General features: G+C 63.8%; 21 protein-coding genes. 5 read left to right on the forward strand and 16 right to left on the reverse strand.

The features are described 5' to 3' along the window. Position 1 precedes the first annotated feature (1 nt). Positions 2-1,171, forward strand: a complete 1,170-nt coding sequence (lpxB, locus tag ACR9ZN_RS34310; RefSeq protein WP_481274324.1) for a lipid-A-disaccharide synthase — start codon at positions 2-4, stop codon at positions 1,169-1,171. 78 nt (positions 1,172-1,249) lie between these two features. Here the strand turns inward: lpxB and gltA are convergent, their stop codons facing one another. Together gltA and gltX are read right to left on the reverse strand one after the other, a co-directional pair. Next, positions 1,250-2,542: a citrate synthase gene (gene gltA, locus ACR9ZN_RS34315; RefSeq protein WP_434956058.1), complete on the reverse strand. Its 1,293-nt coding sequence runs from the start codon at positions 2,540-2,542 to the stop codon at positions 1,250-1,252. Positions 2,543-2,845: 303 nt separating this feature from the next. Continuing rightward, positions 2,846-4,276, reverse strand: a complete 1,431-nt coding sequence (gene gltX, locus ACR9ZN_RS34320; protein ID WP_441772496.1) for a glutamate--tRNA ligase — start codon at positions 4,274-4,276, stop codon at positions 2,846-2,848. 218 nt (positions 4,277-4,494) lie between these two features. On the opposite strand from gltX, the gene ACR9ZN_RS34325 reads away from it, so the two are divergent. Next, entirely contained in the window at positions 4,495-6,723 is a 2,229-nt protein-coding gene (locus ACR9ZN_RS34325) for a ComEC/Rec2 family competence protein (RefSeq protein ID WP_481274325.1), read from the forward strand. Positions 6,724-6,752: 29 nt separating this feature from the next. After that, a complete protein-coding gene (locus ACR9ZN_RS34330) occupies positions 6,753-6,959 on the forward strand; it encodes a TOBE domain-containing protein (RefSeq protein WP_481274326.1) in 207 nt (68 codons plus the stop codon). A gap of 104 nt (positions 6,960-7,063) precedes the next feature. On the opposite strand, the gene ACR9ZN_RS34335 is transcribed toward ACR9ZN_RS34330, so the two are convergent. From ACR9ZN_RS34335 to ACR9ZN_RS34380, 10 genes are all read right to left on the reverse strand, one after another. After that, complete coding sequence (locus ACR9ZN_RS34335; RefSeq protein ID WP_454813669.1) at positions 7,064-7,747, reverse strand: pentapeptide repeat-containing protein; 684 nt, start codon at positions 7,745-7,747, stop codon at positions 7,064-7,066. Between the two features lie 26 nt (positions 7,748-7,773). Next, positions 7,774-8,490 carry a transcriptional repressor LexA gene (lexA, locus tag ACR9ZN_RS34340; RefSeq protein ID WP_434956063.1) on the reverse strand — a complete coding sequence of 239 codons (717 nt, stop codon included), beginning with the start codon at positions 8,488-8,490 and terminating at the stop codon, positions 7,774-7,776. A 112-nt stretch (positions 8,491-8,602) separates the two neighbouring features. Beyond that, complete coding sequence (locus ACR9ZN_RS34345; RefSeq protein WP_481274327.1) at positions 8,603-9,823, reverse strand: molybdopterin molybdotransferase MoeA; 1,221 nt, start codon at positions 9,821-9,823, stop codon at positions 8,603-8,605. Beyond that, the gene (gene moaC, locus ACR9ZN_RS34350) at positions 9,820-10,323 is read right to left on the reverse strand and encodes a cyclic pyranopterin monophosphate synthase MoaC (RefSeq protein ID WP_434956065.1); all 504 of its coding nucleotides are present in this window, start codon (positions 10,321-10,323) and stop codon (positions 9,820-9,822) included. The genes ACR9ZN_RS34345 and moaC overlap by 4 nt, the downstream gene beginning before the upstream one ends. Continuing rightward, positions 10,320-11,123, reverse strand: a complete 804-nt coding sequence (trpC, locus tag ACR9ZN_RS34355; protein ID WP_481274328.1) for an indole-3-glycerol phosphate synthase TrpC — start codon at positions 11,121-11,123, stop codon at positions 10,320-10,322. Before trpC ends, moaC begins: the two co-directional genes overlap by 4 nt. Positions 11,124-11,128: 5 nt before the next feature. Next, positions 11,129-12,139 (reverse strand): anthranilate phosphoribosyltransferase, encoded by a 1,011-nt coding sequence (gene trpD / locus ACR9ZN_RS34360; RefSeq protein WP_434959626.1) that lies wholly within the window; start codon positions 12,137-12,139, stop codon positions 11,129-11,131. Next, positions 12,139-12,753 carry an anthranilate synthase component II gene (locus ACR9ZN_RS34365; protein WP_481274425.1) on the reverse strand — a complete coding sequence of 205 codons (615 nt, stop codon included), beginning with the start codon at positions 12,751-12,753 and terminating at the stop codon, positions 12,139-12,141. Before ACR9ZN_RS34365 ends, trpD begins: the two co-directional genes overlap by 1 nt. Before the next feature lie 84 nt (positions 12,754-12,837). Beyond that, on the reverse strand, positions 12,838-13,344 hold the full coding sequence (locus ACR9ZN_RS34370) for a hypothetical protein (protein ID WP_481274329.1): 507 nt from the start codon (positions 13,342-13,344) through the stop codon (positions 12,838-12,840). Positions 13,345-13,362: 18 nt separating this feature from the next. Further along, complete coding sequence (trpE, locus tag ACR9ZN_RS34375; RefSeq protein WP_454813674.1) at positions 13,363-14,874, reverse strand: anthranilate synthase component I; 1,512 nt, start codon at positions 14,872-14,874, stop codon at positions 13,363-13,365. Positions 14,875-14,883: 9 nt separating this feature from the next. Continuing rightward, complete coding sequence (locus tag ACR9ZN_RS34380) at positions 14,884-16,779, reverse strand: peptidylprolyl isomerase (RefSeq protein WP_454813675.1); 1,896 nt, start codon at positions 16,777-16,779, stop codon at positions 14,884-14,886. Positions 16,780-17,297: 518 nt separating this feature from the next. Here ACR9ZN_RS34380 and tpiA point away from each other — a divergent pair. Then, the gene (gene tpiA, locus ACR9ZN_RS34385; RefSeq protein WP_481274330.1) at positions 17,298-18,062 is read left to right on the forward strand and encodes a triose-phosphate isomerase; all 765 of its coding nucleotides are present in this window, start codon (positions 17,298-17,300) and stop codon (positions 18,060-18,062) included. 35 nt (positions 18,063-18,097) lie between these two features. Then, positions 18,098-18,526 (forward strand): GNAT family N-acetyltransferase, encoded by a 429-nt coding sequence (locus tag ACR9ZN_RS34390; RefSeq protein WP_481274331.1) that lies wholly within the window; start codon positions 18,098-18,100, stop codon positions 18,524-18,526. Between the two features lie 206 nt (positions 18,527-18,732). On the opposite strand, the gene ACR9ZN_RS34395 is transcribed toward ACR9ZN_RS34390, so the two are convergent. The 4 genes from ACR9ZN_RS34395 to ACR9ZN_RS34410 all read right to left on the reverse strand — a co-directional run bounded on the left by ACR9ZN_RS34395 (position 18,733) and on the right by ACR9ZN_RS34410 (position 22,378). Then, complete coding sequence (locus ACR9ZN_RS34395) at positions 18,733-19,467, reverse strand: phosphotransferase enzyme family protein (RefSeq protein WP_454813678.1); 735 nt, start codon at positions 19,465-19,467, stop codon at positions 18,733-18,735. A 109-nt stretch (positions 19,468-19,576) separates the two neighbouring features. Next, positions 19,577-20,425, reverse strand: a complete 849-nt coding sequence (locus ACR9ZN_RS34400; RefSeq protein ID WP_481274332.1) for an ABC transporter permease — start codon at positions 20,423-20,425, stop codon at positions 19,577-19,579. 13 nt (positions 20,426-20,438) lie between these two features. Beyond that, positions 20,439-21,320, reverse strand: a complete 882-nt coding sequence (locus ACR9ZN_RS34405; protein ID WP_441772488.1) for an ABC transporter permease — start codon at positions 21,318-21,320, stop codon at positions 20,439-20,441. Then, entirely contained in the window at positions 21,317-22,378 is a 1,062-nt protein-coding gene (locus tag ACR9ZN_RS34410) for an ABC transporter ATP-binding protein (RefSeq protein WP_481274426.1), read from the reverse strand. Before ACR9ZN_RS34410 ends, ACR9ZN_RS34405 begins: the two co-directional genes overlap by 4 nt. Positions 22,379-22,432 lie beyond the last annotated feature (54 nt).

Raw genomic sequence — 22,432 nt, forward strand, 5'->3', positions numbered from 1 at the left:
GATGACGGATCGGCCTTTGAAGATCGCCATCGTCGTGGGAGAACATTCCGGCGATCAGCTCGGCTTCAAGCTGATGCAGGCGCTGCGAGCGCAAGCCGGCGTTTCGGTGGTGTTCAAGGGCACGGCCGGTCCCGCCATGACGCGCGAGGGCATGGAGAGCCTGTTTCCGCTCGACGACATTGCGGTGATGGGATTTGCTGCCGTGATCGGACGCTTCCCCACGATCTATCGGCGCGCCTGGCAAGTGATCGACTCCATCGTTGCCGATCCGCCCGATGGCCTGGTGATCATCGACAGTCCGGATTTTACCCATGCCGTCGCCAAGCGCGTGCGCCGGCGCCTGCCGCATCTGCCGATCATCAACTATGTCTCCCCCAGCGTCTGGGCCTGGCGCCCGGGCCGGGCGGTGTCGATGCGGGCCTATGTCGACCACGTGCTCGCTTTGCTGCCCTTCGAACCCGAGGCCTATCGCCGGTTGAACGGCCCCCCTTGTTCCTATGTCGGCCATCCTTTGATGGAGCGCCTGCATGAATTGCGCCCCAATGCCGAGGAGGAGACGATCCGGCAGGGGGACCGACCGCTGGTGCTGGTGCTCCCCGGCAGCCGTTCGAGCGAAGTGGGGCTGCTGACGGAAGATTTCGGCCGGACGATGGAGCTCCTATCCACCAGGATCGGGCCCTTCGATGCCGCGCTGCCAACGGTGCCGCGCCATGCCGAGCGTCTGCGGCAGGCGACCGCCGGCTGGGCGCCGAATCCCCTGATCATCACCGATCCCGACGAGAAATACGCGGCCTTCCGCCGGGCGAGAGCGGCACTGGCAGCATCGGGCACGGTGACGCTCGAACTGGCTTTGGCGCAGGTGCCGATGATCGGAACCTATCGCTTTCCGGCCTGGGAGGCCTTCCTGGCCCGTCGCCTGGTCAAGGGACGTTTTTTCCTGTTGCCCAATCTGATTCTCGATCGACAGGCTGTGCCCGAACTCTTCCAGGAAGAGGTCGTACCGGACCGTCTGGCCGATCTCATGGCCGGATTGCTGGGGAATACCGATGAACGGCGCGCGCAGATGCACGCCTTCGATGAGATCGATCAACGCATGCAGGTGGTGGGGGAGTCCCCGTCGCAGCGAGCGGCCCGCATCGTGCTGGAAACCATTGCCGGCAAGGCGGGTTGAGGGTCTCAAGCGCTCATGCCGCAAATAGCAGGGGCTGGAAATGAGAAGGGCGGATCCGAGGATCCGCCCTTTATTATCTTAGCGGCGCTGGGCCGGTGAAACGTAGTCGCGACGGGCTGCGCCGGTATAGAGCTGGCGCGGGCGGCCGATCTTCTGGGAAGGATCTTCGATCATTTCCTTCCACTGTGCGATCCAGCCGACGGTACGGGCCAGGGCGAACAGCACGGTGAACATCGAGGTCGGGAAGCCCATCGCCTTGAGCGTGATGCCCGAATAGAAGTCAATGTTCGGATAGAGCTTCTTTTCGACGAAATACTCGTCGTGCAGAGCGATGCGCTCGAGTTCCAGCGCAACCTCAAGCAACGGGTCGTCCTTGTGGCCGAGCTCGTTCAGCACCTCGTGGGTGGTACGCTGCATGATCTTGGCGCGCGGATCGTAGTTCTTGTAGACGCGGTGGCCGAAGCCCATCAGGCGGAAGGGATCATTCTTGTCCTTGGCCTTGGCGATATATTGCGGGATACGATCGACCGTGCCGATTTCCTGCAACATCTTGAGCGCAGCTTCATTGGCGCCGCCATGGGCCGGGCCCCAGAGGCAGGCGATGCCGGCGGCGATGCAGGCAAACGGATTGGCGCCCGAGGAGCCCGCGAGGCGGACCGTCGAGGTGGACGCGTTCTGCTCGTGATCGGCATGCAGGATGAAGATGCGATCGAGCGCGCGGGCCAGGATCGGATTGGGCTTGTATTCCTCGCAAGGGACCGAGAAACACATGCGCAGGAAGTTGGACGGATAGTCCAGATTGTTCTGCGGATACACGAAGGGCTGGCCGATGGTGTATTTGTAGGCCATCGCAGCCAGGGTCGGCATCTTGGCGATCAGTCGCATCGACGAGATCATGCGCTGATGCGGGTCGGAGATGTCGGTGGAGTCGTGATAGAAGGCCGAAAGGGCGCCGACCGAGGCGACCATCACGGCCATCGGATGGGCGTCACGGCGGAAGCCCTGGAAGAAGCGAGCCATCTGCTCATGCACCATGGTGTGGCGCGTGACGCGATAGTCGAAGTCAGCCTTCTGGGCAGCCGTCGGCAGTTCGCCATAGAGCAGGAGATAGCAGGTCTCGAGGAAGTCGCCATGCTCGGCGAGTTGCTCGATCGGGTATCCGCGATAGAGCAGCACGCCCTCATCGCCATCAATATAGGTGATCTGGGATTCACAGCTTGCCGTCGAGGTGAAGCCTGGATCGTAGGTAAACATGCCCGTGTGCTTATAAAGGGGCGCAATATCAACAACCGTCGGACCAACGGAGCCGGCCTTGGTTGGCAATTCGATTGCCTTGTCACCAATAGTCAGAGTCGCCGTGTTACCGCTCATGCAATCCTCCTTGTACGGAAATACGCGGTCACGCCTTGGCCAGAAAGGAGCCCCCCGGCTCAAGTAAGGCCTACGTATCGCCGATCCGTCGGTGTTGGGTAGACCATTTGCTGCAATGCCGCAAGAAAGACGAAGAAGTGAACTGTCGGTTCGACGACTGCTTAGGCGGCAGCGCGCCAGGGTAGGGCCGATTGCCCCACTTTGACGCGAAAGCTTTCCAAATCTTTCGCGTCAAAGCTGCGAAAAATACACCTATTGCGCGAAACCCGATGTCCGGGAAACACAATCATGCGGCGCTTGGTCTCAGCCGGCCTGATCCTTCAGCCGGGCCAGGCTTTCCTCGCGGCCGAGGACGGCCAGCACGTCGAAGACCGGCGGCGAGGTGGTACGGCCGGTGAGCGCAGCGCGCAACGGCTGGGCCAACGAGCCGAGCTTGGCGCCGGTTTCCTCGGCTGCGGCCCGCACCGTCGCCTCGGTCGCACTGGCGCTCCACTCGCCCAAGGCTTCGAAGCGCGGCAACAGCATGGCGAGGGTCGCCCGCGCTTCTTCGTTCAGCATGGCCTTGGCCTTGTCATCCAAGGGCAGGGGACGCGAGACGAACAGGAAATTGGCACCATCCAGCAATTCCACCAAAGTCTTGGCGCGTTCCTTAAGGCCGGGCATGGCGGCCAGCAACTGAGAGCGCTTGGCACCATTGCCGTCGGCGAGCTGGGCAACGAGGGCAGGGCCACCGGGAATATGGGGGAGCAACTGGTCGATGGCGGCGAGCAATTCCTCATCCGTGGAGTTGCGCATATAGATGCCATTGAGGTTTTCGAGCTTCTTGAAATCGAAGCGCGCGGCCGATTTGCCGATGGCGCCGGTATCGAAATGCTCGATCATCTCCTTGGTGGTGAACACTTCCTGGTCGCCATGGCTCCAGGACAGGCGCACAAGATAATTGCGCATGGCCGCCGGCAGGTAGCCCATGGCTCGATAGGCGTCGACGCCCAGCGCGCCGTGACGTTTGGAGAGCTTGGCACCGTCGGAGCCGTGGATGAGCGGGATATGGGCCATATGCGGCACTTCCCAGCCCATGGCTTCGTAGATCTGCTTCTGGCGGGCCGCATTGGTGAGATGATCATCGCCACGGATGATATGCGTGATGCCCATGTCATGGTCATCGACCACCACGGCCAGCATATAGGTCGGCGTGCCGTCCGAGCGCAGCAGCACCAGGTCGTCAAGGTCCTTATTGGCCCAGCGCACGGTGCCCTGCACGTCGTCCTGGATGACGGTTTCGCCCTCGATCGGCGCACGCAGGCGGATCACCGGCTTGACGTCCTTGGGGGCTGTCGCCGGGTCGCGGTCGCGCCAGCGGCCGTCATAGCGCGGCGGGCGCCCTTCCTTGCGGGCGAGCTCGCGCATCTCCTCCAACTCCTGCTGGGTGGCGTAGCAATAATACGCCTTGCCCTGGGCGAGCATGGATTCGGCAACTTCGCGGTGGCGGGCAGCGCGGGCAAACTGGAAGATCGGGTCTCCGTCCCAATCGAGGCCAAGCCAGGCCAGGCCATCCAGGATGGCGGCAATGGCGGCATCGGTCGAGCGCTCGCGATCGGTGTCCTCGATGCGCAGCAGCATCTTACCGCCCTTGGCCCTGGCGTAGAGCCAGTTGAACAAGGCCGTGCGGCCGCCGCCGATATGGAGGAAGCCGGTGGGGGAGGGAGCAAAGCGGGTGATGACAGGAGTGGACATCGAAGTTGGCAATTCCAAAAGGCAGGGGAAGCGAAGCCAGAGCGCGGGAGCATGGAGGCGGAAGTATTGAGGCCCTTGGCTAACCCGGATCACATCAATAAGCTTGGGGCTTTAGCACAGGGTTTCATTGGGCGGTAGCGGCGGGGGCGCCTTTGCCTGAGAATGATCGAGGCCGCGCGCGGGTTGGTGTCCTCGGTGGAAGGCCGGGACAGCTGGGATTGGCGTTGCCCGGCGGCATGCTGTTCGGGCAGGGGCTGCAAAGGCTGGTGTCCTGGCTGGCGACCGGGCTTGCGGCGGAGATGGCGGCCTTCGAGCTTGCTCTCGTCGTTCCGGTCTTTCTAGGCCTGGGTGTCATCGCTTATTTTGCCGCACCGGAAGAGCCTGGTCTTTTCGTTCCCGCATTCCTTACTGTAGGGACGGCCTGCCTTGCCTATGGCTTGCGGGGGCGTTGGTGGTTGCATGTCGGCCTGATCAGCCTGACGGCGGTGGGAGCGGGCTTTTGCTCTGCCAAGCTGCGTACGATGAGCGTCGCCGCGCCACAGCTTTCGCGTTCGATGGCGGGAACCGTTACAGGCCTCGTCCTTTCGGTAGAGCCGCGCCTGGGTGGCAGTGCGCGCATCGTCATCAGGCCGGTCTCGGTGGAGAAGCTGGAGCCTGCTGCGATGCCGGCCCGCATCCGACTTACGGTCCGCAAGGGCAGCGAAATCCGGGCTGGCGACAGCATCAGCCTCAAGGCAGTCATGAGACCGCCTCCGCCTCCTGCCTTGCCCGGCGGTTACGACTTCGCACGCGATGCCTTCTTCGATGGCATTGGTGGCGTTGGTTTTGCAGCGGGCAAGATTGCACCTGCGGCCAGCCCCGTCGAGGCGAGCTGGGCGGAAGCTTTCAATATCTGGATCGATCGCCAGCGCAACGATCTGACCCGACGGATCGTCGAGACGATACAAGGCGAGAATGGCGCCATCGCGGCTTCGCAGGTCACCGGCAAACGCGGCCAGATTCCCGGCGACGCCAATGAGGCCTTGCGCGCTTCCGGGCTCTATCATGTCGTTTCGATCTCGGGTCTCCATATGGCGCTATTTGCGGGCGGCCTGTTCGGCCTCATCCGCGCTGTCCTGGCGTTGTCGCGCCGGATCGTGCTCTATCGGGGCACCAAGGAACTCGCCGCGCTGCTCTCGCTGCTGCCGGCTGCTGCCTATACACTGTTTTCCGGCGCCGAGGTCGCGACGGTCCGCTCCTTCCTGATGACGGCCATCGTGCTGCTGGCCGTGGCGCTGGGACGCAATGCCATTACCCGCCGCAACGTCGCCCTGGCCGCGAGCTTCGTGCTGCTGACTACGCCGGAGCAGCTCCTGGGGCCGAGCTTCCAGATGTCCTTCGCGGCGGTGGCGATGCTGGTGATCGCACATGAGCAATGGAGCCGGCGGAAGCGAGAGAAATCTGCAATGGCGTGGGAAAGGGCCATCGGTGGCGCTGTGACCTTGGTACTTGCCATGATGCTGACCACGATCGTCGCCTCGCTCGCCACGGCGCCATTCTCAGCCTTTCATTTCCATCGTATCACGCTGCAGTCGCTGGCCTCGAACCTTGTCGCGACGCCGATCGTCTCCTTCCTGATCATGCCGCTCGCCATGCTGGCCGTGGTCGCCGAGCCGTTTGGCTATGGCGCTCCATTCTGGCAGGCGATGGGCTGGGCTGTCGGCTTGTTCATGCAGGTGGCTCGTTCGGTTGCGACCTGGCCTGGCTCCGATCTCGTGCTGCCGCAGTTCTCCGCCGCGGCGCTCGGATTGTTCGCTCTGACGCTGGTCCTGCTGACCGTTCTGCGCACGCGTCTTGCTCTGCTGGCCCTATTGCCTTTGGGCGGGGGCATTGCCCTGGCCGCGACAGCGTCGCTGCCGGTAGCTCTGTTCGGCGCAAACGGCTACGCGGCCCTCGTTCGCAAGGGCGATCAACTGACCGTGCTGGCGCAGCGATCCGATGCTTTTACGGTTCAGCAATGGCTGCTGGCCATGGGCGATCGGCGCAAGCCGGAGGATCCAACCCTTGCCGCACAGCGCCTATGTGACAGAGAAGGGTGTTCCGCGCCCATTGAAGGAGGCGGGATCTTCATGCTCGACAAGACCAGCAACGCCGCCGAAGAGGACTGTGGACGCGTCAGCGTCCTGGCCGGACCGGTTCCGATCGGTGCTCGCTGTGCCGCCGCTGGAGTTGTAATGGACCGGGAGTTGATTCGCGCGGTCGGCTCGATAGCACTTTATGTAGAGCCGTCGGCGAGCGGCGATATCAGTCCGCGCTGGCGTCTCGTCATGGCCCGCCATCCCCAAGCGTCCCGTCCATGGGTACCGAGCCGGGTGATTGTGCCGCCGAAGCCTCTGCCCCAGGCGGCAGTACAAGTCCCAGCGACGGATAGGCCTATGGACCGCGTCACCGCCGAAACCGATAACTGACGCGAGATTCTCACAAGAAAGGACGGACCATGAAAATCAGCGCCCGCAACCAGATCAAGGGCACGATCAAGAGCGTGACGAAGGGGCAGACCACCTCCCATATCCAGCTCGAGATCAACGGTACCATCATTACCGCTTCGATCACCAATGAGGCCGTCGATGATCTCCAGCTCAAGCCCGGCCAGAACGCCTATGCCGTGATCAAGGCCTCCGACGTCATGATCGCGGTCGACTGATCGGCGCTGTCAGCCAGGCCGGGTCTTCGGACAGATGGTAGTTCGAAGACACCCGGAGGCTACCCGACCATCAAGCGGATTTGCCTGCGAACTCCAGACCTTCTTCAGGCGATCCGCAAGCCTAGCTCGGCTAGCAATTGGCCGGCCTGGTTTTTCGAGATCGTGGCGCCCTTGAAATAACGGGCGTCACCAAGCTTCAAGCCGCCGAGATCGGCACTGCGTAGATCCGCTCCTTCAAAACGGGCATCGACCAGATTGGCATCGCGCAGGCTGCACTCTTCGAAGATGACATCGCGGAAATCGCATTGGCGCAGATCGGCCTGGGTGAAGTCGAGGCGGCGTAGCGTGGACTTGCGAAAGGAAAAGGCCGGCAGTTTCGCCGACATAAGCAAGACCTCCTCGAAAACGAGCCCGAATGCGGCGATTTCCGAGAGATCCGCGCCTGTCAGCTTGCAGCCGGTAAAAACCGCCGAGGCTGCTTTGGCGCGTCGAAAGCTGGCATTGCTGTAGTCACCCGTGCGGAATGCAGCATCTTCGAGGTCGGTGCCACGGAAATCGGCACCGCCCGCCTTGCAATTGCGCCATAGCGTATTCGCGAGCTTGGCGCCGACCAGCTTGGCATTTTTGAGAATGCAACGCTCGAACGACCAGTGGGACAGGTCGAGACGCGAAAGATCGCATTCCTCCAGTTCACAATCGACAAGGCAATACGGCGCGCGCTCCTTGAGCAACCGCTCGACGTCACGGCGTTCCAGAGCGTGGCCGCTGACTGTATGAAGGCCAGTCATTGCAAGCGAACCAAATTCGCATGCTCTCAATATCGGCGGAACAGGCCCACCAATTTACCCTGGATCTGTACCCTGTCCGGGCCGAAAATACGGGTTTCGTAAGCCGGATTGGCCGCCTCCAGCGCAATGGAGGCGCCGCGCTTGCGCAAGCGCTTCAGCGTGGCTTCCTCATCGTCGATCAGGGCTACCACGATATCGCCGGTATCGGCATGGTCCTGGCGGCGGATCAGCACGGTGTCATTGTCGAAGATACCAGCTTCGATCATTGAATCACCGCGCACTTCCAGGGCGAAATGATCACCTGAGGACAGCATTTCCGGCGTAACGCTGATGGTATGGCTCTTGGTCTGGATGGCGGAGACCGGCGTACCGGCGGCGATGCGTCCCATCACCGGGACCAGAACCGGCCGGCCGACATCCTCGTCCATTTCCGGCCTGACGGGGCGGACCTTGCCGAGATTGCCCTCGATCACGTTGGGGCGGAAGCCCCGCTGCGAAGAGGCCAGCGACAGGCCGCCTGGCACGGCGGATTCGGGCAGGCGTACCACTTCGAGCGCGCGTGCCCGGTTTGGCAGGCGCCGGATGAAGCCGCGCTCCTCCAGAGCCATGATCAGGCGGTGGATGCCGGACTTGGAGCGCAGGTCCAGCGCCTCCTTCATTTCATCGAAGGAGGGGGGCACGCCCTGTTCCTTCAGGCGCTCATGAATGAACCGAAGCAATTCGTGTTGTTTCTTGGTCAGCATGGCTTTCCCGTCGTGGCGGCCGCGAATCACGGTGAAGGTGTAAACAAAACAAGAACAGTGCTACATGTTCCTACTGTGTTCTGCAACTGTGAAGTTCAGGTTAAGGGTAGCGTCAATAGCCGGCCGCACGAAGATCGATGATCTCGCAGATATCGCCTGGTTTTGCTTCCGGCGCAAAGGGCGGCCGGACAACCAGACAGTCGGCATGCTGCATCACACTCACCAGCGACGAATCCTGCAGCGCCAGCGGTTTCACCTTGAGGATGTCTGACGTGTCGTCAAGCACGAAGCGGGCACGGATATAGTCTTCACGAACGTCGTTGGCTGGCCAAGCGCTGGCGAAGACGGCCTTGCGGCGGGACAGACCCGCATCGGCCCGCCCCAGCAACGTACGCAACAAGGGTACCAGGAAGAGGACGCCGCAGACCACCGAGGATACCGGATTGCCGGGCAGGCCGAGGATATGCATTGAGCCAAGCCGCCCGTGCAGCAGGGGCTTGCCCGGGCGCATGGCGATCTTCCAGAAGCCGAGCCGCATGCCTTCGCGGGTGAGCGCGGTCTGGATCAGATCGTGATCGCCGACCGAAGCACCGCCGATGGTGACGAGCACATCCGCCTTCTCGGTACGAGCCCGCCGAACGGCAGCTTCCAGGGCCGGGAAGTCGTCGCTGGCGATGCCGAGGTCGAGCACTTCGCCCCCCTCGGCCTCGACCAGTGCCCGAATGGCGAAATTGTTGGAGGCGACGATCTGATTCTCGCCGATGGCTTGACCGGGCAGTACCAATTCATCGCCGGTCGCGAGAATAGCAACTTTGGGGCGGCGGCGGACCGGCAGGGCAGGATGATTCATGGCCGCGGCAAGCGCTATGTCGCGGGGACCGATGACGGTGCCTGATGTCAAAGCCTCCCGTCCTTCGGCAAAGTCCAGGCCACGGGCCCGGATATGCTGGCCGAGCCTGGCCGCCGCCTCCACGATGACGCGATTGCCCTCGCGGCTCGTGTGCTCCTGGATCACCACTGTGTCGGCGCCATCCGGCACGGGCGCACCCGTGAAGATGCGAACGGCCTGGTTTTCGCCAACTCGTCCGGCGTAGCCATGCCCCGCCGCCGATTCTCCGATCAATTCGAGGCTGGCACCTTCCTTGGCATCTGCCGCTCGCACCGCGTAGCCGTCCATGGCCGAGGCGTTGAAGCCGGGCTGGGTCCTCAGCGCCGTGATGGCCGAAGCGAGAACACGTCCGCGCGTGGCATGCAGCGATATTGTTTCGGTTGGAAGCGGGGCTACGCCGGCAACCACCTTGGCCAGCGCGTCCGCGACGGGAAGCAGGCTCATCGATTTTCCTCCGCATGCCAATCGCCGGATTTGCCGCCGGATTTCTCCACGAGCCTGATCGCCTCGATGCGCATACCCCGATCGACGGCCTTGACCATGTCATAGATGGTCAGGCAGGCCACGGAGACTGCGGTAAGCGCTTCCATCTCCACGCCGGTCTGGCCGGCAACCTTGGCCGTCGCCCGCACGGTCAGACCCGGCAGAGCGGTGTCGGGCTCGATTTCGACGGCAACCTTGCTGAGAAGCAGCGGATGGCAAAGCGGAATCAGCTCATGCGTCTTCTTGGCTGCCATGATGCCGGCGATGCGGGCCGTGGCGCGGACATCGCCTTTCTTGGCATCGCCGGACAACACGAGGTCGAGCGTTTCACGCTGCATCACCACGCGCCCTTCAGCGATCGCGGTGCGGCTGGTCACGGCCTTTTGCGAGACGTCGACCATATTCGCCTCGCCGGAGGCGTCGAGATGGGTGAGGCCGCGTTTCGTGCGCTGCTGGCTCATGCCGCGCTATCCAGGGCCAGCAAGGCGCGGGTGGCGGCGGTGACGTCGGCCTGGCGCATCAGGCTTTCGCCGACCAGGAAGGTGTTGACCCCGACCCGCTGCAGGCGGCCGACGTCGGCTGGCGAGAAGATGCCACTCTCACCGACGAGCAGGCGGTCGCTCGGCACTAGCGGCGCCAGAGTCTCCGTGGTTTCCAGGCGGGTGACGAAGTCGTTGAGATCGCGATTGTTGATGCCGATCATGCCGACATCGAGCACGAGAGAGCGCTCGAGTTCGTCGTGGTTGTGGATTTCGCACAGAACGTCGAGCGACCAGTCCTTGGCCGCTGCGATCAGGGCCCGCGCTTCGGCATCGGTGACGCTGGCCATGATCACCAGAATGCAATCGGCGCCCCAGGCTCTGGCTTCCACCACCTGATAGGGATCGTAGAGGAAGTCCTTGCGCAGGGCGGGCAGCGATACCGCTGTGCGCGCTGCGGTAAGGAAGTCGGGCCGTCCCTGGAAGGAGGGCTCGTCGGTCAGCACGGAAAGACAGGCAGCGCCGCCGGCCTCATAGGCGCGGGCGAGCGCCGGAGGATCGAAATCGGCGCGGATCAAGCCCTTGGAGGGGCTGGCCTTCTTGATCTCGGCAATCAGGGCGGTGTGGCCGGCGTCGAGCTTGGCCTGTAGAGCCCTCTGGAAGCCGCGTACGGAACCGGCCTGCTCTGCCAGCTTGATCAGTTCAGGCAACGGGCATGCCGCCTTCGCCGCCTCGATCTCGCGGCGTTTATAGGCTTCGATCTTTTGCAGAATGGTGGCCATGGCACTCACGCGTTTGAAACTTCAACCAAACGGTTGAGTGTTGCTAGGGCCTTGCCCTTGTCGACGGATTCGCGGGCGAGGGCTACGCCATCCCCAAGGGTCGGCACCCGCCCCGCCACGAGCAGGGCAGCACCGGCATTCAAGAGGGCGATGTCGCGGTAGGGCGTCTTCTCGCCTTCGAGTACGGCCCGCAGCGCCACCGCGTTGTGGGCAGCATCGCCGCCCTTGAGATCATCGGGTGCTGCCACGCGCAGGCCGACTTCCTCCGGCGTGATGACGCCATGGCTGATCTGGCCGTTCTCCAGCGAGACGATCTCGGTGGGCCCGGTTGTGGTGATCTCGTCGAGCCCGTCGCTGCCATGTACGGCGATGATGCGCGTGGAACCCAGCGTCTTGAGCACTTCCACCATGGGCTGCAGCCACTGGCGGGCATAGACGCCGAGCAGCTGCCGCTTGACGCCGGCGGGATTGGAGAGCGGCCCCAGCAGATTGAAGATCGTCCGCGTGCCGAGTTCGACGCGGGTGGGGCCGACATGCCTCATGGCGCCGTGATGAGCGGGGGCGAACATGAATCCGACGCCGGCCAGGCTGATGCAGCGCGCAATATCTTCCGGCCTCAGCTCGATATTGACCCCAAGCGCTGTCAATACGTCGGCGGCGCCGGATTTGGAGGAGAGGGCGCGATTGCCATGCTTGGCGACCTTCACGCCCGCGCCTGCGACGATCAGGGAGGCGGCAGTCGAGACGTTGTAGGAACCGGAGGCATCTCCGCCCGTGCCGACGATGTCGACGGCGTCCTCGGGGGCTTCCACCGTCAGCATCTTGGCGCGCATGGCGGTGACGGCGCCGGCCATCTCGTCAGGCGTTTCCCCGCGTACTCTCAGCGCCATCAGGAAGCCGCCGATCTGAGAGGGGGTGGCCTGGCCGGACAAGAGCAGGTCGAAGGCTTCAGCCGCCTCTTCCCGGGAGAGCGAACCGGCGGCGGCCTTGCCGATATAGGGCTTGAAACCGTCCATCATGTATGCTCGCTTTCTTGAGCTCTATTCTTGGCGTTCCATTCCGCCGCCAGCTCCAGGAAGTTCTGGAGGATGCGGTGGCCATGATCGGACATGATCGATTCCGGATGGAACTGAACGCCATGCAGCGGCGCACTCTTGTGCTGCAGGCCCATGATGACGCCGTCGTCGGTCTCAGCGGTGATTTCGAGATCCGTTGGCAGGGTGTCGCGCTTGACCACCAGCGAGTGATAGCGCGTGCCCATGAAGGGGCCGTTCAAGCCCCGGAAAACGCCGCGGCCACGATGGTCGATCGAGGAGATCTTGCCATGCATGGGGATGGCGAGGCGCACGATGTCGCCGCCGAAGACCTGGCCGATCGCCTGATGGCCGAGGCAGACGCCGAAAAGCGGGATGCGATCCCTGGCTTTCTCGATCAAATCGCAGCAGATGCCGGCCTCGGTGGGCGTACAGGGGCCGGGCGAGAGCACGATCGCATCGGGCGCCGCGGCGATGACCTCGTCGACACTGACCTTGTCGTTGCGATGAACCGTGACGGTGCAACCCAGCTGGCCGAGATAATGCCAGAGGTTCCAGGTGAAGCTGTCATAATTGTCGATCAGCGTCACGGTCATGGAACGGTCTGTCGTCACGGCTCTTGCCTCCTTTGAAGCCATCACGACTAGGCGTGCGGAGGCAGCGGGTCAAGCGCTTCGGCTTTAGGAAGTGCCGGGAGTGGGTGGAGCCGCCATCGGGCGTCGGCGTATGCCGTGTTTCTTGCCATAGGCGCAGGCAAAGATCTCCAGCAGGACGAAGAGCGCGAGATTTCGGCCCACGATGGGCTCGAAATAGTCCGAGGCCAAGGTCATGCGAGAAGCGATCATCTGCACGGTGTTCCCGAACAGTTCCAACCTCTCCAAGCCATAGGGCAAGAGTGCGCCCAGGCCCGCGAAGACGGCCATGTAGATAAGTGAGGCGAGCGAGGAGATCAGCCAGATGCCGAAACCGTAGTCGGAATAGGGTGCCGAGCGCTCGCTCTCGAACAGCCAATGGAAGAAGAAGATGCCATAGGCAGCGCCCAGGGCAGGCAGGGCAATCGCCAGCATCAGGGCGACGGCCTGCATGCCGCCCGGATAGAGGTAGAGATAGAAATCGGCGAACAGCACGACATACGCGGCCCCGAAGGTCAGCAGGGCCGATCGCCGGGCACCGGGCCATTTAGCCATGGATGCCGTCCACCTGCCTTACTGTCCCCGCCCGGGCTGGCCGGCGAAGCGGACAGCTTCTTCGGCGGCGCGGAACAGGGCCTTGGCCTTGTTGACGCATTCGGCGTACTCGCTGGTCGGCACGCTGTCATAGACGATGCCGGCGCCGGACTGGACATGCATGGCGCCGTCCTTGACCAGGGCGGTGCGCAGCACGATGCAGGTGTCCATCTGGCCGTCGGCGCCGAAATAGCCGATGGCGCCGGCATAGAGGCCGCGCTTGTCCCTTTCGAGCTCGTCGATGATCTGCATGGCGCGGACCTTGGGCGCGCCCGAAACCGTGCCGGCCGGAAAGCCTGCTGCGAGCGCATCGAGCGCGTCATGACCAGGCCCGATACTGCCTTCGACGTTGGAGACGATGTGCATCACATGGCTGTAGCGCTCGATGAAGAAGCGATCGGTCACGCTCACGCTGCCGATTGCCGAGACATGGCCGACGTCGTTTCGCCCGAGATCGAGCAGCATGAGATGTTCGGCCAGTTCCTTGGGATCGTTGAGCAGCGATTCGGCCAGCGCATCGTCCTCGGCCTTGGTCTTGCCCCGCGGGCGCGTGCCGGCGATGGGGCGGACCGTGACCTTGCCCTCGCGCAGCCGGACCAGGATTTCCGGGCTGGAACAGACCACGGAAAAGCCCTCGAGCTGGAGGTAGACCAGGAATGGGGCTGGGTTGATGCGGCGCAGGGCGCGATAGAGCGAGAAGGGCGGCAGCTGGAACGGGGCGCTGAAGCGCTGTGACAGCACGACCTGGAAGATGTCGCCGGCCTTGATGTACTCCTTGGCACGGGCGACCATGGCCAGGTAATCCGCTTCGGCGGTGTTGGAGACCTGCTGGGCGTGGAGTGCGTCGAGATCGACGGTCTCGGCCAGCTTGGGCGTCGGGCGATCCAAGCCGTCGACGATGGTCATCAGCCGCTGTTCGGCGCGCAAATAGGCCTGCTTGGCCGAGACATCCGCCTGCGGGCGAACCGGCGTCACGGCGGTGATGGCATCGCGCACCGCATCGAACACCACCATCACCGTAGGGCGCATCAAAATGGCGTCGGGAACTCCAATGGGATCCGGCTTGGCGGCGGGAAGCTCTTCCACCAGCCGCACCATGTCGTAGCCGAGATAGCCGAACAGGCCGGCCGCCATCGGCGGCGCGCCCTCAGGCAGCTCGATGCGGCTTTCCGCGATCAGCGCCCGCAGCGTCTCGAGGGGATGGCCACCCAACGCCTCGAAGGTCTGGTCCGGCAAATGGCGGTTGATCGAGGCCTTGCCGTTCTCGCAACGCCAGATCAGGTCAGGCTCCAGTCCGATCATGGAATAGCGCCCGCGCGTGGCGCCGCCTTCCACCGATTCCAGCAGGAAGGCGTTGGGCTTATCGCCCGCCAGCTTCATGAAGGCGGAAACCGGCGTCTCCAGATCGCCCACCAGCGTAAGCGTCAGGATCTGCGCCTTGCCGGCCGAGTAGGCGGCCGAGAAGACCTCGAAGGAAGGTTCGAGAAGCATGGTATCGACTCAGAGGCTGCCGGTGCCGACAATACGGTCGACATTGGTCTGGTTGATGGTCACGCCGAGCTCACCTTCGACCTTCTTGACATATTCCGTCATCAGATCCTGGCCGAGGCCGGCTGCGAGCTGCTTGGACAGAGTCTCGGTCTGCGGAGCCTTGGCATCGAGCTCGGGGATCACATTGTCCTCGACGTGGAAGATGATGCGATCGGTTCCGTTGGCGGCGAGCGCCGTACCAAAGCCCTTGAGCGGGGTGGCGAACACGGCAGTGACGACTGCCGGAGGCACGGGCTGGTTCTGGCCGTTGCGGGTGAGATCCCAAGCCGGCACGACCTGCAGGTTCAGGCCCTTGGCGAGGTCTTCGAGCGGCTTGCCGCCCCGCAACTGGGTCACGAGTTCGTCGGCCTTCTCCTTGAGCTTGGCGACTTTCTGATCCGCGGTCCAGGCAGTAATTACCTCGTTCTTGGCTTCGTCGAGCGTGCGGTCGCGAGCCGGAACGACGGTGTCGAGCGAGAACCACATCAGGCCTTCGTCGCGGCCGTCGACGGCTTCGGGATCGGAACCGGGTTCGGCGGTGAAGAGAGCGGGAAGGACCTGGGCGGCGAGCGGCACGGCAACCGGCTTGCCCTCGGCGTCGCGACCCTCCGTATCGACTGCGGGCAGCGTGACGGCCTTCAGCTTGAGTTTGCTGGCGATATCCTTGAGCGGGGCGCCGCCCATGCGCTCGTCCTCGATGGAATCACGCAGATTCTTGGCGGCTTCCGATGCGCGTTGGCGTTCCAGTTCCCCACGCAGGACGGTCTTGGCGTCGACGATCTTGGTAACCTTGACGATGACGTTGGCGAGGCTGCCCTGCACGGCGTCGGATGTGGCGCCTTCCTTCAGGGCGAAGGCTGCGTCGGCGATCTTCTGGTCGCCGAGCTGGCGCTTGGACACCGTGCCCAAATCGATGTCTTCGGGCTTGAGCTTGCGCTCAGTGACAAGGCCTTCGAAGGTGATCTGGCCCGAGGCGATTCGGGTGGCGGCGGCCTTGGCCTCATCCAGCGAGGGGAAGGCGATCTGCTCGACCGTGCGCTGCTCCAGCGCTGCCGAGCCTGCCTTGTCCTTGTCGAAGGCGGCCTGAACATCGGCATCGGTGACGGTGGCCCGGCCGGTCAACTCTGCCGGCGTCACGAGTATATAGCTCAGGCTGCGCAGTTCCTTGGTGCGGAATGCACCCTTGTTCTCGTCGTAATAGGTCTGCAGCGCGGTGCCGTCGGGCGGAGCGATGTCGCCCACGCTGCTCTGCGGCAGCACGACATAGGACGTATTGCGCTTTTCCTGTTCGTAGCGCGCCGCGGCCTGCAGGAGTGCCTGGGGAACGGGGCCACCGGCCGCCAGGCCCTGGTCGATCTGGCCGCGGACATAGACCTCGTGCTGGCGAGCGAAGAATATCGCTTCGTTCATGCCGTTGGTCTCGAGCATCTGACGGAAGGCGTTGGCGTCGAAGGCGGGCGGCTTGCCCGGCACGGAGACCTGGAAATCGGGGTCGTTCATCACGGTCTGAACCATGGCTTGGGGGTCGAGGCCGAGCCCAAGCCTGGCTGCCTGCACATCCATGGCCTTTTCCGAAATCAGGCCATTGAGCACCTGCTTGTCGATGCCGAAGGTGCGGGCGAGGTCGGGGGTGACTGCCTTGCCGGTGGCGCGGGTGATCTGCACGGTCCGCGCGCGATAGGCTTCGCTGTAGGTGTTGGCGGAAATCGAGGAACCGCCGACCGTAGCAACGTCGGAATTGCTGCCCCCCTGCAGCCAGCCTTCGACACCCCATAAGGCAAAGCTGCCGCTCAGGAGGAACATGAGCCCCGCCGTGATGATCTTGGCGGGTCCCTTGGTCATAACATCGCGGAATGAGCTCAGCATCGGTGTCTTGGTTCCATCAAGGCAAAAGGATTCTCCAGGCTCGTCTCGGAGAGCCCGGGAAACCCCGCATCGTTTCTACTCTTGTTCGGGCCCGCATGAACGGTCCCGGAAGGGGTGGCGCACGAAAGGCGGCGCATCATAGGGACGAGCACGTGGCGTCGCAATGGCGCGGCTGTGGGTTTCTTGCGGTGCCCACGCCTTGCTCCACCGGGATGAGGTTGCTAAGCACGCCAAGCAGAGTTTCTGGCAGAGTTTCTGGGCAAGGCCCGCGGATGGCCCTTGCCCAGAAACTCTGCAAATGTTTGATGCCTTGCGGCTTCCTCCCGATCGAACCACAGGTCCGATCGGGAGGAAGCCGCTCAGGTGAAGTCGGCGCATCGGGTGCGAGTTAATGAGCAAACCCGGCGCCAGCCCCGACAGGCGACAGGATTTTCGAGCCCGCCCCGCCGAGCAGCCTCGGCAATCCAGGGTGGTCTCAAATTGAGACTGCCCTGTTTGACAGAAAGAGGATCAGCAAGATGACAGTAAACCGGCCGCGCCCGCTCGTCGCTGGCAATTGGAAGATGAACGGTCTCACCAAGGGGGTCACCGAGCTCGATGCCATTGCGACGGGCGTCGCAGCCGGAGAGGCCGGCGGTGCCGAGGTGCTGGTCTGTCCGCCCTTCACGCTGGTTTCCCGCTTTGCGGCGCAGGCCGCGGGCCAGCATATCAAGATCGGGGCGCAGGACTGCCACGCCAAGGCCTCGGGTGCTCATACGGGCGACATCTCTGCCGAGATGCTGAAGGATGCCGGGGCGAGCTATGTCATCGTCGGTCATTCCGAGCGTCGCACCGATCACGGCGAGACGGACGCGACTGTCAAGGCCAAGGCCGAGGCGGCGCTGCGTGCCGGTCTTGTCGCCATCGTCTGTATCGGCGAGACCCGTGTGGAACGCGAATTGGGCAAGACCCTGGATGTCGTCGGGAGCCAGCTTGCGGGATCCCTGCCTGATGATGCCAACGCCGCCAATACCGTGATCGCCTACGAGCCCGTCTGGGCGATCGGCACGGGCCTGACGCCGACGGCAGCGGACGTGAAGCAGGTTCATGATTTCATCCGTGCCCGCCTGGTGAAGGCGCTCGGCGAAGAGGGCAATGGCGTGCGCGTGCTCTATGGCGGTTCGGTCAAGCCCAGCAATGCGGCCGAGCTGATGGGCGTCGACAATGTCGATGGTGCGCTGGTGGGCGGCGCTTCGCTGAAGGCCGAGGACTTTCTCGGCATCGCTTCCGCCTATCGTCGATGACCATGCGTATCCGCAAGGCGGAGGGAGAGCGGGATATGAGTTTCATGCTCGGTCTCGGCCAGCGCCTTGCGGCGGTCATCGAAACCGAATTGCATGAGCAGGCCGAAATCCAGTCATTTCAGGATGCCTTTTCCGCCGCCAATCTCAGGGATCCCGCGGCGGGGAGTTCGAGCCTGATTGCCGAGGACGTCGTCGGCGTCGGCCTCGGTTTCCTGCATGCCTTGCCGGGGGCAGATGGCATAACCGGCCAGAAGATCGGCTATGTGGCGCTTCTGGCCGTCACCGATGCGGCCGAGGGCACGGGGGTGGCGAGGCAGTTGCTCACCGCCGCGGAGGACTGGGCGCGGGAGCAAGGCTATGCCGCCCTGTCCCTCGACGTCTTTGCCAGCAATCATCGCGGCCGGAATTTCTATGAAAAGAACGGCTTCGCCGCCGAAACATTGAGATTGGTCAAGAAGCTGTAGGCCGCGTGCGGGAAGCAGGCGCTCCAGCCGACGGCACTCGAATCTGCCCGTCCGATGAAAGCTGCCTTGCGGACGGCGTACGATTGTGGGTCACAGACCTATTCTCCGCCGAAGCCTCGTGACGAGGGGGCGGGTTGAGGGGACCGCGTCGACCGAGCAGCGGAAAATCCGGCATTCGATGCGGGCTCGCGATTGGCTGCCGCTGCTCAGACCGCTCGAACTTCGGCAAGCCGCTTGACTGCATAATCGTCGTCCCAGCAGACGGCAGCCTCCCATGCGGCCGACGCTTGCGCGGCGATGTCATGAGCGCCGCCATCGAGGCCGGCGGCGTTGTGGGGCAGCGCTAGGTCAAGGTCGGGCACATCGACATGCGCCTCGTCCCAGTCGATCAAGGCGACCCGATCCGCGGTCATGCGGATGTTGCCAGGGTTGCTGGGATTGCCGTGGACGACGCATGTCTGACGTCCGGTAAGCCGCGCCCACGCAACTCGGCATCGAGCAACGCCCTCGGGCGGCATCGCGCTGAGATTGATCTTGGTCCCGGTTTCGGCGTTGAGGAGATCGGTCGACGATCGCCAGCCCGGGCGCTGCGGCCAACCCCGCGTCAGGCGATGCAGCCGACGAAGCGTCTCGGCCACGCGACGCCAATCGGCCTCCGTCTCGGGCGGCCCACCCTCCACATATGTCATCACCACCAGACCGTCCGCGAACAGCCGGCCGTCCATCGTCGGAATCGGCATTGGCACGGTCAGACCTTCGCGGTCGAGATGCTGGAGGAGGTTGGTTTCCCAGGCGAGATCAGCATCGCTCCTGACACCGAGACGACCAACCGCGAGGTGTCCGTCGACGCGCACGCTCCAAACGTCGTTGGCGACTCCGCCAGCGAGCGGTTCGATGCGAGCAGCATCTTCACCCCACTGGCCGAGTGCTTCCCATCCCATTGGCAACATCATCCACCAACCCGATTGGTGCTTGATTCGTGCTTGAGCGCAAACTTCATCCCACTTCCGCGTCAGCGCAAGGTGGCTTGCGTCGGAGGGGGCGATTGGATCAGCGGGCAGGCTGGCGTTTTACCCGCGTCACCATCTGCGTCGGGTTGATGAAGCGAAGGGCGATGACCAGCCAGACCAGCGTGCTCAGCATGTAGATGACGGCCATGGCATCCACCGATTGCGGTGCCCTGACGCCGGACGCTGTCACGGCGGCATAGAGCGAGACGACCAGCGTCTGGCTGTCCGAGCCCGCGATCAGGAAGGTCAGCTCGAACATGGCGATGGTGCGCACCAGCACCAGCAGCAAGGCCGCGAGGGCCCCGGGCAGCAGCAACGGGATCAGGACATGCCGGAATACCGAACCCGTGCGTGCGCCGAAGACCCGAGCCGCCGCTTCAAGGCGCGGATCGATCTGCTCGACGAAGGGAACCATCACCAGGATGACGAAGGGCAGCGCGGGCACCAGATTGGCGATGATCACGCCGGCCAGCGTACTGCCGAACCCCGCCTTGTAGAGAACCGTCGTCAACGGAATGCCATAGGTAACGGGTGGTACCAGCAGCGGCAGCAGGAACAGCAAAGTCACCAGCTTCTTGCCCGGAAAATCCCGCCGCGCCAGGGCGTAAGCCGCCGGAATGCCGACCGCGGCCGAGAGCAGCACTACGCCGAACACAACCTGGAACGTCACCAGGAGCACGCCGCCGAGCTGGAACTCTTCCCAGGCCGAATCGTACCAGCGCGCAGTCCAGCCCTGCGGCAGCCAGGTTCCCAGCCAGCGCGTCGAGAAGGAACTGACGACAACCGCCGCGATGACGGCGAGGAGGTTGATCACAAAGAAGATGGTCAGCGCCCAAACGGCCGTGGACCACAGGCGTTCTGAAAGCGGGCGGGAAATCCGGCGAACCATGGTCGTCTCCTCCCTAACCCTTGCCGCCGCCGGCCGGCCCGCGATAGGCGAGGGAGCGAAGGCCGAGCACGATGGCGATGACGACCAGCAGGATGGCGCCCATGATCATGGCGATCGCCGAGGCCATCGAATAATCATAGAGCTCGGTGGCGGCCTGGTAGGCTGGAATGGTGATGACGCGGGTGGGACCTGCCGGTGCGCCGAGCATCACGGCCGAGGGATAGACCGAGAAAGCCTGCACGAAGCTCAGGCAGAAGGTCACGGCGAGACCTGGCAGCAGCAGCGGCAGAAAGATGTAGCGAAAACGCGCGGCCGGCCTGGCGCCCAACGTTGCCGCCGCATTCTCCAGGGCCGGATCGATGCCGGTGACATAGGAGAGCGTCAGGAGGAAGGTGAACGGGAAGCCGGTGATCACCAGCGACAGGAACACCCCCCAGTAGTTGTGGACGAGCTTGACCGGGCCGACCCCCACAAGGGTGAGCGCCCGGTTGAACCAGCCTTGCGGCCCGAGATAGTTGAGCAGGCCCTCGGCTACCAGCACCGTGCCGAGTGTGATGGGCAGTACCAGGATGGTGGTGAGCAGGCGCTGATTGTCGAGAAGGCGGACGCGGAAAGCCACCGGTATGGCGGCGAGCAGGTTGAACAGTGTGGCCGGTACTGCGATCCACAGGGTGGTGGCGATCGTGCCGTAGAGTGCGGGGTCGCTGAAGAAGGCGATGTAATTGCCGAAGGTCGAGCCATCCTTGGGCTGGAACGACAGCCAGAGTCCGTAGAAGAACGGGTAGATGAACAGGGCCAGCAGGAACAGCACGGCCGGCAGGACGAGCAGGGTGACGCCATCGATACCGCGCGCGGCGAGGCGCGTCTTCAAACTGACGGCAGGCGGCATGTTCATCGCGCCACCTCGTTGAAGACCAGTACGCGCGCCGGATCCGCGCTCAGATGCACCTTGTCGCCCGGCTGCATGCGCTGCCGCGCCCTGAAGAAGAGCTCGTTGCCGGCGGGGCCCCGGGCTGCGCCGAAGAAGGCGTGGCCGCGATATTCGCAGATGTCGACGATGGCGGGGAAACCTCGTTCACCGGCCGTCAGGTCGTCGGGGCGAATCGCGGCGACCGCCCTTGGCCCGTTCAGCGCCTCACGGGGGACGCCGTCGATGCGCTCGCCGGCGATTTCCAGCGTAACGCCGTCGTCGGACGAGGCGATGATCGTGCCCGGCAGGCGGTTGCGGAATCCCATGAATTCGGCGACGTCCAGGGTCGCCGGGCGCTGATAGAGATCCTCGGGCGTGCCGATCTGGCGGATCTCGCCATCGCGGAGGACGATGATGCGGTCGGCAAGGGAAAGCGCCTCGTCCTGGTCATGGGTGACATAGAGGGTGATCGAGCCGAGCCCGGCATGGATGCGGCGGATCTCCTGGCGCATCTCAAGGCGGAGCTTGGCGTCGAGATTGGATAGGGGCTCATCCATCAACACGAGTGGCGGTTCCACCGCGATGGCGCGGGCGATGGCAACCCGCTGCTGCTGCCCGCCTGACAATTGGCCGGGCAACTTGGCGGCCTGGTCGGTGAGCCTGACCGTCGCCAATGCGGTGTCGATGCGCGCCGAGGCTTCATCCCGCGGCACGCTGCGCATGCGCAGGCCGAAGCCGACATTGTCCCTGACGCTCATATGAGGAAACAGGGCGTAGTTCTGGAACACCATGCCGAAACCGCGGTCTTCCGGACCAAGCGTGTCGATGCGGCGGTCGTCGAGCCAGATCGAGCCACGCGTGGTGGGCAGCAGGCCGGCGATGCAGTTGAGCGCGGTCGACTTGCCGCAGCCGGAGGGGCCGAGCAGGGCGATGAACTCGCCCCGCTGAACCGTGAAGGACAGATCCTTCAAGGCGTTCATGGCGCCGAAGTCGCGCCCGACCTGGTCGAGCCTCAGATGGCTGAAGCTGTTGAGTGGTGACATCGAACCTGCCGCTTTACCGCGAATGCCGGAAAGGGAGGCCGCCACCCGGTGGGG

It is taken from the genome of Labrys sp. HAY1-8F, assembly GCF_056754975.1.

Coding starts and splice junctions, on each gene's coding strand:
- lpxB (WP_481274324.1), top strand. CDS start 2: ATGACGGATCGGCCTTTGAAGATCGCCATCGTCGTGGGAGAACATTCC.
- gltA (WP_434956058.1), bottom strand. CDS start 2,542: ATGAGCGGTAACACGGCGACTCTGACTATTGGTGACAAGGCAATCGAA.
- gltX (WP_441772496.1), bottom strand. CDS start 4,276: ATGTCCACTCCTGTCATCACCCGCTTTGCTCCCTCCCCCACCGGCTTC.
- ACR9ZN_RS34330 (WP_481274326.1), top strand. CDS start 6,753: ATGAAAATCAGCGCCCGCAACCAGATCAAGGGCACGATCAAGAGCGTG.
- ACR9ZN_RS34335 (WP_454813669.1), bottom strand. CDS start 7,747: ATGACTGGCCTTCATACAGTCAGCGGCCACGCTCTGGAACGCCGTGAC.
- lexA (WP_434956063.1), bottom strand. CDS start 8,490: ATGCTGACCAAGAAACAACACGAATTGCTTCGGTTCATTCATGAGCGC.
- ACR9ZN_RS34345 (WP_481274327.1), bottom strand. CDS start 9,823: ATGAGCCTGCTTCCCGTCGCGGACGCGCTGGCCAAGGTGGTTGCCGGC.
- moaC (WP_434956065.1), bottom strand. CDS start 10,323: ATGAGCCAGCAGCGCACGAAACGCGGCCTCACCCATCTCGACGCCTCC.
- trpC (WP_481274328.1), bottom strand. CDS start 11,123: ATGGCCACCATTCTGCAAAAGATCGAAGCCTATAAACGCCGCGAGATC.
- trpD (WP_434959626.1), bottom strand. CDS start 12,139: ATGGACGGTTTCAAGCCCTATATCGGCAAGGCCGCCGCCGGTTCGCTC.
- ACR9ZN_RS34365 (WP_481274425.1), bottom strand. CDS start 12,753: ATGACCGTGACGCTGATCGACAATTATGACAGCTTCACCTGGAACCTC.
- ACR9ZN_RS34370 (WP_481274329.1), bottom strand. CDS start 13,344: ATGGCTAAATGGCCCGGTGCCCGGCGATCGGCCCTGCTGACCTTCGGG.
- trpE (WP_454813674.1), bottom strand. CDS start 14,874: ATGCTTCTCGAACCTTCCTTCGAGGTCTTCTCGGCCGCCTACTCGGCC.
- ACR9ZN_RS34380 (WP_454813675.1), bottom strand. CDS start 16,779: ATGCTGAGCTCATTCCGCGATGTTATGACCAAGGGACCCGCCAAGATC.
- tpiA (WP_481274330.1), top strand. CDS start 17,298: ATGACAGTAAACCGGCCGCGCCCGCTCGTCGCTGGCAATTGGAAGATG.
- ACR9ZN_RS34390 (WP_481274331.1), top strand. CDS start 18,098: ATGAGTTTCATGCTCGGTCTCGGCCAGCGCCTTGCGGCGGTCATCGAA.
- ACR9ZN_RS34395 (WP_454813678.1), bottom strand. CDS start 19,467: ATGGGATGGGAAGCACTCGGCCAGTGGGGTGAAGATGCTGCTCGCATC.
- ACR9ZN_RS34400 (WP_481274332.1), bottom strand. CDS start 20,425: ATGGTTCGCCGGATTTCCCGCCCGCTTTCAGAACGCCTGTGGTCCACG.
- ACR9ZN_RS34405 (WP_441772488.1), bottom strand. CDS start 21,320: ATGAACATGCCGCCTGCCGTCAGTTTGAAGACGCGCCTCGCCGCGCGC.
- ACR9ZN_RS34410 (WP_481274426.1), bottom strand. CDS start 22,378: ATGTCACCACTCAACAGCTTCAGCCATCTGAGGCTCGACCAGGTCGGG.